Raw genomic sequence first — 16,819 nt, forward strand, 5'->3', positions numbered from 1 at the left:
GACGCTATACCGGGGTCAGCTCGCCTTCTTGTCGGCCTCGTCATGCGTGAGCACACGCGGCGGCGTGTGGTGGCGCACGGTGTCGGCCGTGACGATCACCTTCGCGACGTCCTCGCGGCTGGGGATCTCGTACATGACGTCCTGCAGGGCGTCCTCGACGATGGACCGCAGGCCTCGCGCACCGGTGTCGCGCTCGAGCGCCAGGTCGGCCATCGCCTCGCACGCGTCCTCGGTGAACTCCAGCTCGACGTCGTCGATGGCGAACAGCCGGATGTACTGCTTGGTGAGCGCGTTGCGCGGCTCGGTGAGGATCGAGATCAGGGCCGGCTTGTCGAGCTTGTTGACCGCGGCGATGACCGGCAGGCGGCCGATGAACTCGGGGATCAGGCCGAACTTCAGCAGATCGGTCGGCACGACCTTCGACAGCTTCTGCATGTCGTTCTCGTCGACGACCGGAGCGATGTCGGAGTTGAACCCGAGGGTCTTCTTGCCGCTGCGCTGCTCGATGATCTGGTCGAGCCCGGCGAAGGCGCCACCGACGATGAACAGCACGTTGGTGGTGTCGATCTGGATGAACTCCTGGTGCGGGTGCTTGCGCCCACCCTGCGGCGGCACCGAGGCCGTGGTGCCCTCGAGGATCTTCAGCAGCGCCTGCTGCACGCCCTCGCCCGACACGTCGCGGGTGATGGAGGGGTTCTCGCTCTTGCGGCTGATCTTGTCGATCTCGTCGATGTAGATGATGCCCGTCTCGGCCTTCTTGACGTCGTAGTCGGCGGCCTGGATGAGCTTCAGCAGGATGTTCTCGACGTCCTCGCCGACGTAGCCGGCCTCGGTGAGGGCCGTGGCGTCGGCGATCGCGAACGGGACGTTGAGCATGCGCGCCAGCGTCTGGGCGAGATAGGTCTTGCCGCAGCCCGTGGGGCCGACCATGAGGATGTTCGACTTGGCCAGCTCGACCGTCTCGTCCTTGTTGATCCGGCCCGAGGCCTGCGCCTGCACGCGCTTGTAGTGGTTGTAGACCGCCACGGCGAGCGACTTCTTGGCGCCCTCCTGGCCCACGACGTAGGTGTTGAGGAACTCGTAGATCTCGGCCGGCTTCGGGAGCTCGCCGAGGCTGACCTCGGCGCCCTCGGCCAGCTCCTCCTCGATGATCTCGTTGCACAGGTCGATGCACTCGTCGCAGATGTAGACGCCGGGTCCGGCGATCAGCTTCTTGACCTGCTTCTGACTCTTGCCACAGAAGGAGCACTTCAGAAGGTCGGCGGTCTCACCAATGCGTGCCATGCGAGTAGTTTCCTGTCGTTTCCGAACGGTCCCCCCACGATGCCACACCTGCTCATCGTGGGGGACCCGTCACCGGCGTTTGAGTCGGGCCGTGTCGCTCAGACCGGGAGCTTGAGGGTGTCGAGCACCTGGTCGATGATCCCGTACTCGACAGCACCGGCGGCCGTCAGGATCTTGTCGCGCTCGACGTCGCGGCTGACCTCCTCGGCGGTCTTGTTCGAGGCCTCGGCGAGCATCTTCTCCAGCAGCTCGCGCATCCGGATGATCTCGTTGGCCTGGATCTCGAGGTCGGAGATCTGGCCGCCCGTGCCCTCGGTGTAGGGCTGGTGGATGAGGATCCGGCTGTTCGGCAGCGCGAAGCGCTTGCCCGGCGTGCCCGCGGCCAGCAGCACCGCGGCGGCCGAGGCGGCCTGGCCCAGGCAGAACGTCTGCACGTCGGGCTTGATGTAGCGCATCGTGTCGTAGATCGCCGTGAGCGCCGTGAAGGAGCCGCCCGGGCTGTTGATGTAGATGCTGATGTCCCGGTCGGGGTCCATCGACTGCAGGCACAGCAGCTGGGCCGTGACCGCGTTGGCGACGTCGTCGCTGATCGGGGTGCCGAGGAAGATGATGCGATCCTCGAACAGTTTCGTGTACGGGTCGATGCGGCGGAAGCCGTAGGACGTGCGCTCTTCCCACTGCGGCATGTAATAGCTCATCGCACGTCTCCTGCCGTGTTGACGATCTCGTCGATCAATCCGTACTCCTTGGCCTGCGCGGGCGTGAACCAGCGGTCGCGGTCGGCGTCGGCCTCGATCTGCTCGACGCTCTGGCCGGTGTGCTGGGCCTGCAGCTGGTTGAGCTGCTTCTTCAGCAGGATCGACTGCTCGGCCTGGATCTTGACGTCGGACGCGGAGCCGCCGATGCCGCCCGAGGGCTGGTGCATCATGATCCGCGTGTGGGGCAGCGCGTAGCGCTTGCCCGCGGTGCCGGCGGCGAGCAGGAACTGGCCCATGGAGGCGGCCAGGCCCATGCCGACGGTGACGATGTCATTGGAGATGAACTGCATCGTGTCGTACATCGCCATGCCCGCGTCGACGGAGCCGCCGGGGCTGTTGATGTAGAAGTAGATGTCGGCCTCGGGGTCCTCGGCGTTGAGCAGCAGCAGCTGCGCGCAGATCGCGTTCGCGTTCTGGTCGCGGACCTCCGAACCGAGGAAGACGATGCGTTCCTTCAGCAGACGGTTGTAGATGTGCCCGTCGAGATCGGAGGGACCCGCCTCGACGGCCATCTGGGGGCTCATGGGTGCGTTCACGTCATTGACCCTAGACCGCGGAACCGACGCAGACACGCGCCCGACCCCCGTGTTCGCCATCGGCGTACAGGGTCAGTGGGCCACGTGCGCGTCGACCTCGGCCGAGATGGCCGCGAGCGTGCGGTCCATGCCGGCGAGCAGCTCCTCGTCGTGACTCTCGATCCCGCCGAGTGCCAGCGTGGCCACGAGGCGGCTGACCAGGCTGCGTCGGCCCCCTGCCAGGTCGCGTCGCAGGGTCAGGCGGGTGCCACCGTCCTCGGGGTCGAGGCGGTAGCTCCAGCGCGCGGCCGGGCCGTAGACCTGGAACGCCAGCCGCTGCGGGCGCACCACGTCGACATAGCGGCTCACGGTGGGCCAGACGAACGCCTTGCGCTTGTTGAGGTTGAGCGAGACCTGGTTGTGGCTGAGCCGGCGGGGGTAGAAGAACTGCCGCCACGTCTCGGGGCTCCAGCGACGCATGCGCCGCTGGTCCTTCAGCACGTCCCAGACCTTCTCGGGCGGGCCGGCGACGAGCAGGGACGTCTCGAGGGGCGGGACTCCCCCGCTCAGGCTTTTCCCACGAGGTCACTGCCCTCGGCCGCGGCCTTGATGCGCTCGAGGGTCTGGCGGATGCCCGCCTCGAGCTCGTCCTCGAAGTTCTCGGTGCCGCCCAGGACGCGCCGGGTGAGGAAGTTGGACAGCGACGAGACGCCGTGGGGCGCGTGACGACTCTCGGTGAGGCGGGTGCCCGTGGCGGTGGCCTCGAGGTCGTAGGACCAGATCGTGCCGTTCTCGGCGATCTTGAACGCGAACCGCTTCCCGGGCACGAACTCCTTGACCTTCGAGCGCGTGGGCCAGAACAGCGGGCCCCGCCGGTTCACGTTGATCGTGGTGGTGCCCACGCCGACGGGTCCCTTGCCGCGGACGATCATCTTGCGGCACTGCGGACTCCACCGGGGCATGTGGTCCGGGTTGCTCACCAGCTCCCACACGCGCTCGGGGGGTGCCTCGATGTCGATGGTCGCCGAGATCTCGTCACGGTTGGCCATGCTGCTCTCCTTCGTCGCGGTCACTGCTCGGCGCGAGCCTAGTCGACCGTGACACCAGAACTGTCACATGGGGGTGATCCCGCTCACAGTGTGAGCGATGCCGCTCAGGACTCCAGCGCCCGCGTGCGCCGCGGACGCGAGGTCACCCACGTGACGAGCCAGTCCGCGATCCGCGGATGGTTCAGCAGCGCCTGGTGGTGGGTCGAGGGCAGGTACTCGAGCCGGGCGTGCGCCACGACCGGGCCCCTGCGGCCGATGCCGGCCGAGGAGGAGAAGTGCACGATCATGTCGCCCAGCACCGTGCTGAGGAGGTGACGCTGTGTGGCCCCGATGGTGGCGGCCACGAAGTGGTACTCCGCGTGCGCCAGCGGCGCGGCGGCGATCCGGTCGAGGCCCCACCGGGCCGTGAGGTCCTGGCCCTCCCACTCGTCGGCGGTGATGTAGCCGTGGCGCAGGTCGACGATGCCGGCCGAGCGCGAGTCCAGGATCGCGCCGAACGGCGTGGACTGCGGCCAGATCCGCAGGATGCGCGAGCCGAGGTGCGCGGCCTTCTCCAGGTTCGCGCCGGCGTGCGGCGTCCCGAGGCAGACCACGTCGCTCACGCGGTGGGCCCACTGGTGCCCGGACACCGTGGCGCGGTTGGTGGCGGCGCGGACGACCAGTCCGCCCATCGAGTGACCCACGAGCGTGATGCGGTGGACCGCCACCGGCCACGCCTCGACGAGCTGCTCCAGCAGCTCGTCGAGGTGCTGGCCGTTCTCCGAGACGTGCAGGCCGGTGTTGTAGCGCAGGAGCACCGGGGTCGCGTCGGTGTCGGCGGCGACGCGGTCGGCGTACGTGGGCCGTTCGCGGCTGCTGCGCGACCAGGACTCGTCGTTCTCGCACAGGCCGTGCACGAAGACCACGAGGTGACCCGTGGCATCGGGGTACGCCTGGCGCAGCTTCCAGGGCGTGGCGGGGATGTCCGTGCCGTCGTGGCGCAGCGACATCGTGATCGCCTGCGGGTCGCCCAGCAGCCGCAGCTCGTCGCCCACCAGCCCGTTGACGGCGGATCGCACCTGACGTCCGAGCCGGGAGTCGTCGACCGGCGCGCCCACGCCGCGGGCGGCCAGCGCGCGGGCGGCCCCACCGGAGAGCCGCAGGGCGCCGGAGATGCCACCGTAGATCGAGCCCGCGACCGCGTCGTGCACGGACTCGGGCACCCGGCTTCCGACCAGGCGCGTCGCCCGGAAGGCACGGCGGGCGATCGCTCCGTGGACCTCGCGCACCGTGCCGAGGACGAGCCGGTCGCCATACTCGAGGGCCAGCGCGGCGACATCGGTGGTGCGCGCCGTGGAGGACATGGACCCATGGTGCCGTACGCCCTCGCATCGCAGGCGCGCGATCTCGTCCCGTGAACGCAGCCGCCCCCGCGAGCCGGAGCTCGCGGGGGCGGTGTCGCACCGTGGACGGACGGACCTCAGAAGATCCAGCCGCAGTTCGAGGCGAAGGCCTTTCCGGCGACGATGTCGTTGAAGAACCCGACGGCCTGGCCGCTGCCCTCGTAGCCGGAGGCCACGTGGGTGGGGGCGAACAGGGTGCTGTAGGAGATCTTCGAGCCCTTGGCGCACCAGTCCTTGGAGGCCTGCTTCACCGTCGAGTTCGGGATGACGTCGTCGGCCCACGAGGACGTGACCTTGAACGGGACGCCGATCTTCTTCGAACCGAGCTTCAGCTGGCTGAGGCGGCTCGCGATGTCGGCCCGCGACAGGTAGGACGTGATCGTCTTGCCCTCCTTGGTCAGCGTCTTGGTGTCGAGCCATCCGCTGGGCAGGCTCTCGGGCAGGCAGCCGTAGGCGGTGTCCGCGCCGTCGAGCAGCTTCTGTCCCGCCTCGTTCGTCAGGGCGCGAATGCCCAGCTCGGGGTACGTGACGTCGAGCATCTTGACCGCGAACAGCATGAACGTCTGGTAGGCGCTGTGCTCGATGTTCCTCGCGACCGCACCCAGGTCGACCGTGGGCGCCGTGGCGTGGCCACCCTTGATCTTCAGCTCGGGCGCATAGGTCGGGGCCAGCTCCAGGGCGCCCGCCGTGGCGCCGCCGCCCTCGGAGAAGCCCTGGAGGAAGACCGGAGCGGTCTTGGAATAGCCGAGGTTCTGCGCGGCACGCACGACGTCGAGCGCGTTCTGGCCCAGCGCGATGTTGTTGGCGTACGGGTGGGTGCCCGGCGTGCCGAGGCCCTCGTAGTCGGTCATCGCGACGGCGTAGCCGGCGTCGTAGAACTGCTTGAGCCAGTTCCCGTCGTACAGCCGGGCCGTCTCGATCAGCTTGCTCGGGGCGCACTTGTCGTTGAGCCCCTGCGTGCCGGGGCTCAGCGAGATGATCGGACGCTCACCACCCTTGGTCCAGGCTGCCTTCGGGACGATGACCGTGCCCGTGACGGCGGTCTTGGCTCCGCGGGCGCCGGTGGAGACGTACTGGACCTTCGTGACCGTGGCATCGGCCTTGTTCAGGCCGAGGTTGTCGAAGGCGTACGTGCCGGGTGCCTGCTTGAGGATCGCGCCGGGGGCGCCGGAGACGGTGGCCGGCGGGGTGTAGACGTCCTCGGCGGCGTGCGCGGGTGAGGACATGGTCGTCACCGCGAGCGTGACGACGACGGTCGCCGCGAAGGTCGCGGCAAGGGGGCGTGGATTCTTCACATTCTCTCCTGAGGGTCCTTGGTCGCCGCCGAGGGGAGGAACGACCTGTAACTTCTAGTTACATGTAACAAGGAGTTACAGTTCCGTGTGAGGTGGCTCACGTCAAGCCCCTGTCCCCGTGGGTGGACACGCCCCGCGAGAACGCCCGGAAATGAGAAGAACCGGCACCCCAGCGGGGTACCGGTTCTTCCGGGCGGTGGGACGAGCCCACCGACGATCACTGCGAGTCGGACTCGGACTCGGTCTCGTCCTCGTCGCCACCGATCGTGCCGTCGGCGCGCAGGTTGGCCAGGTCGACGCCGTTGCCGGACTTGTCGGTGACCTTCGCCGACTCCACCAGCGCGGCGAGCGCCTTGCCGCGCAGCACCTCGCTGATCATCTCGGGCACGTGGTTGTGCTCCATGATGTGCTGGATGTAGGAGTTCGGGTCCTCGCCGGACTGCTGGGCACGGCGCATGATGTGCTGGCTCAGCTCGTCGTTGTCGAGCGGGTACTCGTTCTCCTCGACCAGCTGGTCCAGGACGAACTGCGCCACGATCGACTCGCGGACGTCGCGCTCGAGCTCGGCCTCGAACTCCTCGACGGTCTTGCCGTCCTCTTGGTCGGTGAGGTAGTCCTCCAGGGTCAGGCCGGCCATCGCGAGCTGCTGGTCCATCTGCTGGCGACGGTTGGTCAGCTCGCCCTCGGCGAGGCCCTCGGGCATCGGGGCGTCGATCTTGCTGACGAGCTCCTCGAGGACGAGGTCGCGGGCCTCGGCGGCCTGCTCGATCCGCTTGCCGCGGGTCAGGCGCTCGACGAGGTCGGCACGGAACTCGTCCATCGTGTCGAAGTCCGACGCCATCTGGGCGAACTCGTCGTCGAGCTCGGGCAGCTCGGTCTGGCGCACGTCCTGCAGCTTGACGGTGACGTCCACCTCCTCGCCGGCGAGGTCGCCGCCGACCAGCGTGGTGGAGAAGGTCGCCGACTCGCCCTTCGACAGGCCGGTGACGGCCTCGTCGAGGCCGTCGAGCATGGTGGCCTTGCCGATGACGTAGGGCAGGCCCTCGGCCTGGGCCTCGTCGATGAGCGAGCCGTCCTTGCGCGCGGCCGACAGGTCGATGGTGATCGAGTCACCGTCGGCGGCCGGGCGGTCGACCTCGCTGAACGTGGCGAAGCGCTCACGGAGCTGGTCGAGCTGCTCGGCGACGTCGTCGTCGCCGACCTCGATGTCCTCGACCGTCACGGCGATCTCGGACGCGTCGGGGATCTCGAGCTGGGGACGCACGTCGAGCTCGGCGGTGACCTCGATGGTCTCGCCGTCCTCGAACTTGGTCAGGTCGATCTCGGGCTGGCCGAGCGGCGTGGTCTTGGTCTCCTGCAGGGCCTGCGCGTACCAGCCCTGGAGGGCCGAGTTCAGGGCCTCGTCGAGGACGGCACCGCGGCCGACGCGCTGGTCGATGATCGCCGAGGGGACCTTGCCCTTGCGGAATCCGGGGACCTGGATCTGCGCACCGATGGTCTTGTAGGCCTTGTCGAGGTTCGGCTTGAACTCCTCGAACGGCACCTCGATGGTCAGCTTGACCCGGGTGGGGCTCAGCGATTCGGTGCTGCTCTTCACGTGATGACTCCTGCGTCGTTGGGCTCGTGGCAAGCCCACGGAGTCCTCACGCAGGCCAGCGTCCAGTCTACGGGGCGCCCGTGGTGGCGGGTCAAACGGGCTGCCGCCGGGCGGCCTACACTGATCCGTGCCCACGGGATGTGGCGCAGCTTGGTAGCGCACCTGCTTTGGGAGCAGGGGGCCGCAGGTTCAAATCCTGTCATCCCGACCAGGTCCCGAACGGGACGAGCCCGGCCGATCTCGGTGCGGGCACCTAGGCTGTCTGCATGACGACCGACGCGGTGACCGGACGGGTCGTCCACGCCCGCGTGGTCGACGAGCCGCTCGACGTGGCCGAGCACCTGGCCGCCGTCACCGGACCCGCGACCGGCGCCACCGACGTGTTCGTCGGCACCATCCGCGACCACGACCCCGACGTCGCCGGCGCCGTGGCGCGCCTCGAGTACGAGGCGCACCCTGACGCCGAGGGCATGCTGGCCGCGCTGGCCGGCAAGGTCGCGCTGAACACCGGCGCCACCGTCGCCGTCTCGCACCGGCACGGCTCGCTCGGCGTCGGCGACGTCGCCGTGGTGATCGCCAGCGCCGCCCCCCACCGCCGGGAGGCCCTCGAGTCCACCCGCGCGCTGATCGAGCTGATCAAGACCGAGGTCCCGATCTGGAAGCGTCAGACCGACACCGAGGGCCGGTCGGACTGGGTCGGCCTGTGACCCTCGTCGACGGCTTCGGCCGCGTGCACCGCGACCTGCGGATCTCCCTCACCGACAAGTGCTCGCTGCGCTGCACCTACTGCATGCCCGCCGAGGGCGTCCCGTGGATCGAGCGCGACAGCATCCTCACGACCGACGAGCTGGAGCGGATCGCGCGCGTGTGCGTCGATCTCGGGGTCACGAGCATCCGGCTGACCGGCGGCGAGCCGCTCGTGCGCAAGGACGCCGTCGAGGTCGTCCGCCGTCTCGCCGCGCTCGGTCCCGAGGTCTCGATGACCACCAACGGCCTGCGCCTCGCCGAGCTCGCCCAGCCCCTGCGCGAGGCCGGGCTGGCGCGGCTCAACATCTCGATCGACACCCTCGACCGCGAGCGGTTCGCCCAGCTCACCCGCCGCGACCGGCTGGACGACGTGCTGGCGGGCATCGAGGCGGCGCGCGTCGCCGGATTCACGCCACTCAAGCTCAACGCCGTCGCGATGCGCGGCGTGAACGAGGACGAGCTGGTCGACCTGGTGGAGTTCGCCGTGGGCCAGGGTGCGCAGCTGCGGTTCATCGAGCAGATGCCGCTCGACGCGGGTCACACGTGGGACCGCGCCGCGATGCTCACCGGCGACGAGATCCTCGAGCGGCTGCGCACGCGCTTCCGGCTGGAGCCGATCCCCGGCCGGGGCTCCTCCCCCGCCGACACGTGGACGCTCGACGGCGGCCCCGGCTCGGTCGGCGTCATCGCCTCGGTCACGGCGCCGTTCTGCGCCGCCTGCGACCGGATCCGGATCACCGCCGACGGGCACGTGCGCAACTGCCTCTTCGCGCGTGACGAGTCAGACCTCGTGCCGGTCCTGCGCGGCGGCGGCAGCGACGAGGACCTGGTGCGGATCATCAGCGGCTCGATCGCCGCCAAGCGCGCAGGCCACGGGATCGACTCCCCCACCTTCGTGCAGCCCGACCGCCCCATGAGCGCCATCGGCGGCTGAGCCGCGCGGGTCAGCCGCCGGCGTAGGGCGGCAGCACGTCGACGGGGCCGCCGGCCGGGACGGGCGCCGACCGGTCGGTCGTGCGGGTGCCGTCCACCAGGACCGAGCAGCGCGTCAGCACCGGCCCGAGGTCCTCGAACCTCGCGGTCAACGCGTCCAGGACGTCGCCGACCGTGGCGGCCTCGACCGTCGTCTCGGACGTGCCCGCCGCCTCACGGGCGGCGGCGAAGAGTCGCACTCGCACGGGCTGCATGCAGCCAAACTATCGTCCACGCGGTCTGGCCACGATCCGACGAACGGGTAGCGTCGACCCGGTGGACCCCTCCAGCCTTCCCGAGCTCCTCGCCGCGCGCGTGCGCGGCCGCGCTCCGGCCTGCGGAGGCACCCGCGTCATCGCGATCGACGGTCGCAGCGGATCGGGCAAGACGGCGCTCGCGCTGGACCTCGCCGACCAGATCGGCGCACCCATCCTGCACCTTGACCGTCTCTACCCCGGCTGGCACGGCCTGGCCAGGACGCCCGCGATCGTCCGTGCCCTCCTGGCCGACCTGGCGATCGGCGAGAAGGGCCGCGCCCGCCAGTGGGACTGGGCGAGCGACGCACCCGGCCGGTGGCTGACCGTGCGACCGACGAACGACCTCATCATCGAGGGAGTGGGGGCCGGCGCCACGGCCCTGCGCCCGTTCCTGAGCCACCTCGTGTGGCTCGAGGCGCCCGAGGAGGAACGGCGCCGACGGGCCCTCGCCCGCGACGGCGACACCTACGCCCCGTGGTGGGACGTGTGGGCCGCGCAGGAGGAGCAGTACATCGCCACCGACCACACGCCCGAGGCAGCCGACCTGATCGTGTCGACGGGGTCCTGACTCCTCGCGCGGTTGTGGCATCATGGAGGCGGCGCCTCGGCGCCACGCGGACGTAACTCAATGGCTAGAGTCCCTGCCTTCCAAGCAGGATGTTGCGAGTTCGAATCTCGTCGTCCGCTCCACGCACCGGCGCCTCAGGGGCGCCTGCCCCGCGCGCGATCGATCAGGCTGCGCCCCACGGTCACCGCGATCCAGGCCGCGCCGAACACCACGAAGATCCAGCCCTTGTCGGGGTCGCTCGTGCTGGTCAGGATGAAGACCCCCATCAGCACGACTCCCGCCGCGGTGGCGAGCAGCGGCCACTGGTCGGCGAGTCCGCGCGGCGAGTCGTCCATGCCCCGGACTCTACGACGGCCGAGCCGTGCGGGTCAGTCGGGAAGGCGGTGCAGGATGAGCACCGCGCGGTCGTCCTCGCCGGGCTCGGTCTGGTCGAGGATGCGGCGCGGCGCACCGTCCATGCCGTGACTGATCGCGATCTTCGCGGCACCCCGCAGCCACTCGATGCCCACGGCGAGGTCGAGCGTGCGCGTCTCGACGACGCCGTCGGTGTAGAACATCAGCGCCTCACCGGGCGCGATCACGCCGGAGGCGCCGCGGAACTCGGGGCGGTCGATGATGCCCAGCGCCAGGCCACGGGCGCCCGAGACGACCCACTCGTCCTCGTCGGGCTTCCAGTGCATCGCCGGCGGGTGCCCGGCGTTGAGCACCTCGTAGCCACCGGTCTCGAGGTTCACCAAGACGTGCACCGCCGTGGCGAAGCCCTCGTCCCAGGACTGACGCAGGAGGTAGTCGTTGCCGGCCGCGAAGAGCCCCATCGGGGGCAGCGAGCCGATCAGGCCGCCGAGCGCGCCGGCCAGCTGGAGCGACTGGGTGCCCGCGGCCACGCCCTTGCCGCAGACGTCGACCAGCACCATCTCGAGGTACTTCTCGTCCTTGGAGAGGTTCGCCACGAGGAAGTCGCCGGCGAACTTGGCCGATCCGGCCGACTCCATCGCCGACTCGCTGACCCAGCCCTGCGGGAGCCTCGGCACGGCGCCCTGGGTCTGGAGACGGTCGCGCAGCTCCATCAGCATCGCCTCGCCGAGGGCGGCCGGCAGGCCCGACCGGGTGCGGGACGCGCTGTAGAGCAGGATCGCGCCGCCGATGTAGACCGAGAGCAGCGATGCCGGCCGGGCGGCGTTCCACCCGTTGTCGAGCGTGTAGACCAGCGACGAGACGGTGGCGGCGAACAGGACGATGCACGTGAGGGAGGCCTGCGGCCACCACTGGAGCAGCATGCCGCCCACGATGATCGGCACGATGAACATCGAGGCCGGCATGATCGCGTACCAGGTCAGGCTGATGATGAACATCACCACGGTGACCAGGAGCAGTGCCGCCAGGACGGCCATCTGGCCGTCCTTGGACCCCGAGCGCCACTCGCGGGCGTTGGACGACAGGTAGCGACCGACCGGGTCGCGTCTCACCCCTCGCGCCGTGCTCACGGACTGACCCTATCGGCGCCGCTGGCAGCGCGGGCACCAGAACAGATTTCTCGCCGCGACGACCTCGGTGCGCACCTTCGTCCCGCAGACGTGACAGGGCTGTCCGGCGCGGCGGTAGACGTAGACCTCGCCGCCGTGATCGTCCACCCGTGGCGGGCGGCCCATGGCCTCGGGCTCGTGCTCGGCGCGCACCGTGTCGATCCGTCCCGTGCGCACACCCTCCCCCATCAGGTCGACGAGGTCGGACCACAGTGTGAGGAACGTCACAGGGCGCAGGTCGCGTCCGGCCGTCCTGGGATCGATGCGGTGCCGGAACAGCACCTCGGCCCGGTAGACGTTGCCGACGCCCGCGACGATGCGCTGGTCCATCAGGAGGGTCGCGATGGGGGCGCGCGACCGCGCCACCAGCGCGGCCGCCCGCTCCACGTCGGCCTCGGGGTCGAGCGGGTCCTCGCCGAGCCGCGCCAGCACGGCATCGACCTCGTCGGGGCCCAGCGCCTCGCAGGCCGTGGGGCCGCGCAGGTCGGCGCTGGCCCGGTCGGAGGCGAGCCGCCAGCGCACCTGCCCCACGACCGGAGGCGCGGGGTCGTCGACGAGGTTGAAGGACCCGTACAGGCCGAGATGCACGTGCACCTGCTCCTCGGTGCCCGCGAAGGCGACGAACAGGTGCTTGCCGTGGGCGGTGGCCTCGAGCAGCTCACGGCCGTCGAAGCCGGCGGCCGACTCGAACCGGCCCTGAGGGCTGGACGAACGGACGCGCTTGCCGCCGAACGTGCCGGTCAGGTCGAGCGCGAGCCGGTGGAGGGTGTGTCCCTCAGGCAAGAGTGCCCTTCTCCTCGTACTCGGCCAGCAGGTCGATCCGACGCTGGTGACGGTCGGCCTCGCTCCACGGCGTGGTGAGGAACGCCTCGACGATCGACTCGACCTCCTCGACCGAGTGCATGCGCGCGCCGATGCCCATGACTTGGGCGTTGTTGTGCTGACGGGCGAGCTGGGCGGTCTCGACGCTCCACGTCAGCGCGCACCGGATGCCGGGCACCTTGTTCGCGGCGATCTGCTCGCCGTTGCCCGAGCCGCCGATGACGATGCCGAGCGAGCCCGGGTCGTCGACGACGCCCTGGGCCGCGTCGATGCAGAAGGGCGGGTAGTCGTCGAGCTCGTCGTAGGCGTGGGCGCCGTGGTCGATCGGCTCGTGGCCGTTCTCCCGCAGCCAGGTGACGAGGTGGTTCTTGAGTTCGTAGCCGGCGTGATCGGCACCGAGGTGGACGCGCATGCGGCCATTCTCGCAGGTGGGATCAGCCGCGGACCATCGGCGTGTGGGCCATCTCGTGGACCCACTCCGCGAACGCCCGGGCGGACGCGTCGCCCTCGAACTCGCCCAGCACGTGCACCTTCAGCTCGCGCCGACGCGCGGCCAGCGGATCCTCGTGCAGCATCCGCGCGAGCACGTCGGGCAGGCCGGTGAGATCACGGTCGACCATGTAGCCGCCGGCGGCCACGGGCACGGCCTCGGCGAACTCGTCGAGGTCGTGAACCATGCTCACCATGAGGTAGGGCTTGCCCGAGGCCAGCCAGTCCGAGACGACGCTGGAGACGTCCGACACGAGGGCGTCGGCGTGGTTCATGCACTCGGCCACCGACCAGCCCCGTACGGCCTCCTCGCCCCACACGTGACGACCCGGCGTGGCGGGGTCCTCGTGGTCGGCGGCGAGGATGGCGTTGAGCTCCTCCAGCCGCCCGGACCAGTACGCGTCACGCAGGAACACGGGATGAGGGCGGAAGACCACGTCCGTGCCCGCGTCGAGCAGGGCCTGCAGGATGCGGTCGGCGACCCGCATCGACGAGAAGTCGGTCATCTTGCCGTTGCCGGTCCACGTGGGCGCGTAGAGCACGGTCGGCCGGGCGACCTCGGTGACGGGCACGGCGGCGGGCAGCACGTCGCCCGACTGGGGCCGGCCCAGCAGCACGAACCGCTCGCGCGGGATCTGCACGCCGTGGCGGGTGTAGCGGTCGATCGCGGCCTCGCCCGACGCCACCAGGACGTCGTAGCGCAGGTGGCGCGTGTGGTGACTCCCGGCCTTGTCGGAGTCGCCGTGGCCGAGCCACACGTGGCGCACCGAGCGGATGCCCATGAGCTTGAGGTGTCCGGGAGCGTTGTGGACGTAGAAGAAGGTGGTGACGCTCGGCACCGTGAGGACGCGCATGTCGCCCAGCACGTCGGACCCGGCGGAGATCCACGGCATCGACGGACGGATGGCGGCGCGCAGCTCGGCGCAGTAGTGGCTGCGCAGGCCGACGATGACGCCCCGGTCGCCCGAGGCCAGCAGGTGGGGCTCCCACATGCCCACGTGGATGGGACCGCCGCCGTAGCCGCCGTAGCCGAGGACGAAGCGCGGCTCGTAGGCCTTCAGCGCCCGCCGCAGCGTCAGGCGGGCCCGCCACAGCACGACCTTGTCGGCGATGACCGGTGCGGCCGCCGCCACGAGCAGGAGGACGGCGAGGCCCACGACGAGCGGCGGCGCGAGGGCGACGGTCAGCGCCGCCACTGCCCCGAGCCACCGGACGGCGACGACGAACGGGCCGCGGTCGGCCGGCTCGGGTGCGGGACAGACCTTCGGCTCCGGAACGCCGGGCAGGCCGTGGACGTGGGGCGGCGCAGCCGGTCGGAGCATCGCCGCCCGGACGACCAGCACGCCGATCACGGCGGCCACGACACCGGCCAGCATCGGCAGCTCGAGGAGCAGCCGAACCAGGAGCGCGAGAGCGGCGACGGCGACCAGGGCGGCCGTCGACCACGCGAGGATCCGGTTGCGGCTGGCGACGTCGGTGCGGAAGCGGTGCTGCATCCGGTGCTTCCGGCGGTCGAGGTGTCCGCGCACCCGCTCCAGCAATGTCGACATCGCCCTCCAACCTAGCGGTTGGGACTCGCGGGCCCGTGGAGCGCCGCGTGATCTCGATACACCGGGAGCTCGCTGCGCTCGCCCCGGCACTCGATCACCGGGCGGCTGAACTCGGTGATCGAGTGATCGGCGAGCGGAGCGAGACGGTCGTATCGAGATCACGCTCCGCGAACGGAGGGATCAGTCGAAGATCGGCTCGCGCGTGCGGGTGCGCTTGAGCTCGAAGAAGCCGTCGTAGGACGCCAGCGCGCGGGCGCCGTCGAACACGGTGCCGGCCTGCTCGCCCTTGGGGGCGGGCGAGACGACGGGGCCGAAGAAGGCGGTGTCGCCGATCGCGATGACCGGGGTGCCGACCTCCTCGCCCACGCGCGAGATGCCGTCGGTGTGCGAGGCACGCACGGCGTCGTCGAGCGAGGTGTCGTCGGCGGCGTCAGCCAGCTCGATGGGCAGGCCGGCCTCGGCGAGGGACTCCTCGTAGAGCGCGCGGTCGAAGTCGCGGCCCTCGACGTGGTGGCGGGTGCCGAGCGCCGTGTACAGGTCGCGCAGCACCTCGGTGCCGTGCTGCTGCTCGGCGGCGATGCACAGCCGCACCGGACCCCAGCCGCGCTCGATCATCTCCTTGTACTCGTCCGGCACGTCCTTGTCCTCGTTGAGGACGGACAGGCTCATCACGTGGAAGGACGTCCGCACCGGGCGGACCTGCTCGACCTCGAGCATCCAGCGGGAGGTCATCCAGGCCCAGGGGCAGAGCGGGTCGAACCAGAGGTCGACGGTCTCGGTGGTGGTCATGTCCGGTCCAACACCGGATGACCCACCCGCATTTCCTCCACGAGCGCCGCGACCACCGCATCGAGCTCGCCGCCGTTCTGCGCGGCCACGGCACGCTGGCGCTGGTAGGAGGCGCCGCCGGCCCGCATGATCTCGCGGATCCCCTGCAGCTCCTCGGCGCAGGCGAGGTCCTCGGCCACGGGCTCGAGCTGGACGAGCAGCCGCTCGAGGTCGTCGGTGACGAGCTCCTCGCGGGCCTCGCGGTCGAGGATGAGGATCGCGTCCATGCCGTAGCGGGCGGCGCGCCACTTGTTCTCCTGGACGAACCACGACGGGATCGACGGCAGCTCGCGGCCGGCGTCGAGCTCACGCGAGTGGTGCTCGACCAGGCAGTGCGTGAGCGCGGCGATGCTGGCCAGCTCCGACATCGAGGGGATGCCGTCGCAGATGCGCATCTCCAGCGTGCCGAACTTCGGCGAGGGTCGGATGTCCCAGCGGATCTCGTCGAAGTGGTCGATCACGCCGGTGTGCATCATGTCGTCGACGTACTGCTCGAGCTCGTGCCAGTGGTCGAACTGGAACGGCAGCCCGGCCGTGGGCAGCTGCTGGAACATCAGCGCGCGGTTCGAGGCGTAGCCGGTGTCCTGGCCGCCCCAGAACGGGCTGGACGCGCTGAGTGCGAGGAAGTGGCCGTAGTGCGTCAGCATCGCCCGGCTGATCGGCAGCACCTTGTCGCGGTCCTCGATGCCCACGTGCACGTGGACGCCGTAGATCAGCATCTGCCGGCCCCACCACTGCGTGCGGTCGATCAAGGTGGCGTAGCGCTCCTTGTCGGTGACCTTCTGCTGGGTCCAGCGCGCGAACGGGTGCGTGCCCGCGCACATCAGCTCGACCCGGAGCGGATCGATGACCCCGCGCAGCTGCTCGATGCTGCGGCCCAGGTCGTCGGTGGCCTCGCGCACGGTGTGGCACACGCCGCTGACGACCTCGACCGTGTTGAGCAGCAGCTCCTGCTTGATGTGCGGGTGCTCCCCGCCGTCCGCGGGCGCCACCGCGTCGAGCACGGTCTGGGCCACCTGTCGCAGGTCGCCGGAGTCCTGGTCGACCAGCGCCAGCTCCCACTCGATGCCGATCGTCGAGCGCTCGGAAGCCGCGAACGGGATGTGCATTCCCCCATCCTGCCCGACCCGTCGCACCATGCCGCGACGAAAGGCGCCGGTGTGACCCACATCGTGCGGATGCT

The 16,819-nt window shown here is 70.2% G+C and carries 19 protein-coding genes and 2 tRNA genes; 5 read left to right on the forward strand and 16 right to left on the reverse strand.

The window, feature by feature from the left end:
• Positions 1-15 precede the first annotated feature (15 nt).
• From clpX to tig, 8 genes are all read right to left on the reverse strand, one after another.
• The gene (gene clpX / locus B5D60_RS03565; RefSeq protein WP_078698876.1) at positions 16-1,284 is read right to left on the reverse strand and encodes an ATP-dependent Clp protease ATP-binding subunit ClpX; all 1,269 of its coding nucleotides are present in this window, start codon (positions 1,282-1,284) and stop codon (positions 16-18) included.
• 98 nt (positions 1,285-1,382) lie between these two features.
• Complete coding sequence (locus B5D60_RS03570) at positions 1,383-1,982, reverse strand: ATP-dependent Clp protease proteolytic subunit (RefSeq protein ID WP_078698877.1); 600 nt, start codon at positions 1,980-1,982, stop codon at positions 1,383-1,385.
• The gene (locus B5D60_RS03575; protein ID WP_078698878.1) at positions 1,979-2,554 is read right to left on the reverse strand and encodes an ATP-dependent Clp protease proteolytic subunit; all 576 of its coding nucleotides are present in this window, start codon (positions 2,552-2,554) and stop codon (positions 1,979-1,981) included. Before B5D60_RS03575 ends, B5D60_RS03570 begins: the two co-directional genes overlap by 4 nt.
• Positions 2,555-2,650: 96 nt before the next feature.
• Positions 2,651-3,127, reverse strand: coding sequence for an SRPBCC family protein (locus tag B5D60_RS03580; protein WP_078698879.1), 477 nt, complete (start codon positions 3,125-3,127; stop codon positions 2,651-2,653).
• Entirely contained in the window at positions 3,124-3,606 is a 483-nt protein-coding gene (locus B5D60_RS03585) for an SRPBCC family protein (protein WP_078698880.1), read from the reverse strand. The genes B5D60_RS03580 and B5D60_RS03585 overlap by 4 nt, the downstream gene beginning before the upstream one ends.
• A 104-nt stretch (positions 3,607-3,710) precedes the next feature.
• Positions 3,711-4,949 carry an esterase/lipase family protein gene (locus tag B5D60_RS03590; RefSeq protein ID WP_078698881.1) on the reverse strand — a complete coding sequence of 413 codons (1,239 nt, stop codon included), beginning with the start codon at positions 4,947-4,949 and terminating at the stop codon, positions 3,711-3,713.
• Between the two features lie 116 nt (positions 4,950-5,065).
• Positions 5,066-6,283, reverse strand: a complete 1,218-nt coding sequence (locus B5D60_RS03595; protein WP_078698882.1) for a lipase family protein — start codon at positions 6,281-6,283, stop codon at positions 5,066-5,068.
• A gap of 217 nt (positions 6,284-6,500) precedes the next feature.
• On the reverse strand, positions 6,501-7,880 hold the full coding sequence (gene tig / locus B5D60_RS03600; RefSeq protein ID WP_078698883.1) for a trigger factor: 1,380 nt from the start codon (positions 7,878-7,880) through the stop codon (positions 6,501-6,503).
• Positions 7,881-8,014: 134 nt separating this feature from the next.
• Here tig and B5D60_RS03605 point away from each other — a divergent pair.
• The 3 genes from B5D60_RS03605 (at position 8,015) to moaA (ending at position 9,561) form a co-directional block, all read left to right on the forward strand.
• A tRNA-Pro gene (locus B5D60_RS03605) sits at positions 8,015-8,091 on the forward strand.
• A 55-nt stretch (positions 8,092-8,146) separates the two neighbouring features.
• The gene (locus tag B5D60_RS03610) at positions 8,147-8,587 is read left to right on the forward strand and encodes a molybdenum cofactor biosynthesis protein MoaE (RefSeq protein WP_078698884.1); all 441 of its coding nucleotides are present in this window, start codon (positions 8,147-8,149) and stop codon (positions 8,585-8,587) included.
• Positions 8,584-9,561 (forward strand): GTP 3',8-cyclase MoaA, encoded by a 978-nt coding sequence (gene moaA, locus B5D60_RS03615; protein WP_197684390.1) that lies wholly within the window; start codon positions 8,584-8,586, stop codon positions 9,559-9,561. The genes B5D60_RS03610 and moaA overlap by 4 nt, the downstream gene beginning before the upstream one ends.
• Positions 9,562-9,571: 10 nt before the next feature.
• Here the strand turns inward: moaA and B5D60_RS03620 are convergent, their stop codons facing one another.
• Positions 9,572-9,814: a MoaD/ThiS family protein gene (locus B5D60_RS03620; protein WP_078698886.1), complete on the reverse strand. Its 243-nt coding sequence runs from the start codon at positions 9,812-9,814 to the stop codon at positions 9,572-9,574.
• Between the two features lie 61 nt (positions 9,815-9,875).
• Between B5D60_RS03620 and B5D60_RS03625 the strand changes: the two genes are divergently transcribed.
• Both B5D60_RS03625 and B5D60_RS03630 read left to right on the forward strand, forming a co-directional pair.
• Positions 9,876-10,424: a nucleoside/nucleotide kinase family protein gene (locus tag B5D60_RS03625; protein ID WP_197684391.1), complete on the forward strand. Its 549-nt coding sequence runs from the start codon at positions 9,876-9,878 to the stop codon at positions 10,422-10,424.
• A 46-nt stretch (positions 10,425-10,470) separates the two neighbouring features.
• Positions 10,471-10,546, forward strand: a tRNA-Gly gene (locus B5D60_RS03630).
• A gap of 12 nt (positions 10,547-10,558) precedes the next feature.
• Here B5D60_RS03630 and B5D60_RS03635 read toward each other — a convergent pair.
• The 7 genes from B5D60_RS03635 to B5D60_RS03665 all read right to left on the reverse strand — a co-directional run bounded on the left by B5D60_RS03635 (position 10,559) and on the right by B5D60_RS03665 (position 16,745).
• Positions 10,559-10,759, reverse strand: coding sequence for a hypothetical protein (locus tag B5D60_RS03635; RefSeq protein ID WP_078698887.1), 201 nt, complete (start codon positions 10,757-10,759; stop codon positions 10,559-10,561).
• Between the two features lie 33 nt (positions 10,760-10,792).
• Entirely contained in the window at positions 10,793-11,908 is a 1,116-nt protein-coding gene (locus B5D60_RS03640) for a PP2C family protein-serine/threonine phosphatase (protein ID WP_153302864.1), read from the reverse strand.
• Between the two features lie 9 nt (positions 11,909-11,917).
• Positions 11,918-12,730: an Fpg/Nei family DNA glycosylase gene (locus B5D60_RS03645; RefSeq protein ID WP_078698889.1), complete on the reverse strand. Its 813-nt coding sequence runs from the start codon at positions 12,728-12,730 to the stop codon at positions 11,918-11,920.
• Positions 12,723-13,181, reverse strand: coding sequence for a ribose-5-phosphate isomerase (locus B5D60_RS03650; RefSeq protein WP_078698890.1), 459 nt, complete (start codon positions 13,179-13,181; stop codon positions 12,723-12,725). Before B5D60_RS03650 ends, B5D60_RS03645 begins: the two co-directional genes overlap by 8 nt.
• Positions 13,182-13,203: 22 nt before the next feature.
• Positions 13,204-14,808, reverse strand: a complete 1,605-nt coding sequence (locus tag B5D60_RS03655) for a CDP-glycerol glycerophosphotransferase family protein (RefSeq protein ID WP_153302865.1) — start codon at positions 14,806-14,808, stop codon at positions 13,204-13,206.
• Between the two features lie 180 nt (positions 14,809-14,988).
• Entirely contained in the window at positions 14,989-15,597 is a 609-nt protein-coding gene (locus B5D60_RS03660) for a mycothiol-dependent nitroreductase Rv2466c family protein (RefSeq protein ID WP_078698892.1), read from the reverse strand.
• Positions 15,594-16,745 carry a glutamate--cysteine ligase gene (locus tag B5D60_RS03665; protein WP_078698893.1) on the reverse strand — a complete coding sequence of 384 codons (1,152 nt, stop codon included), beginning with the start codon at positions 16,743-16,745 and terminating at the stop codon, positions 15,594-15,596. The genes B5D60_RS03660 and B5D60_RS03665 overlap by 4 nt, the downstream gene beginning before the upstream one ends.
• Between the last annotated feature and the right edge of the window lie 74 nt (positions 16,746-16,819).

It is taken from the genome of Aeromicrobium choanae, from assembly GCF_900167475.1.
Classification (GTDB): Bacteria; Actinomycetota; Actinomycetes; order Propionibacteriales; family Nocardioidaceae; genus Aeromicrobium; species Aeromicrobium choanae.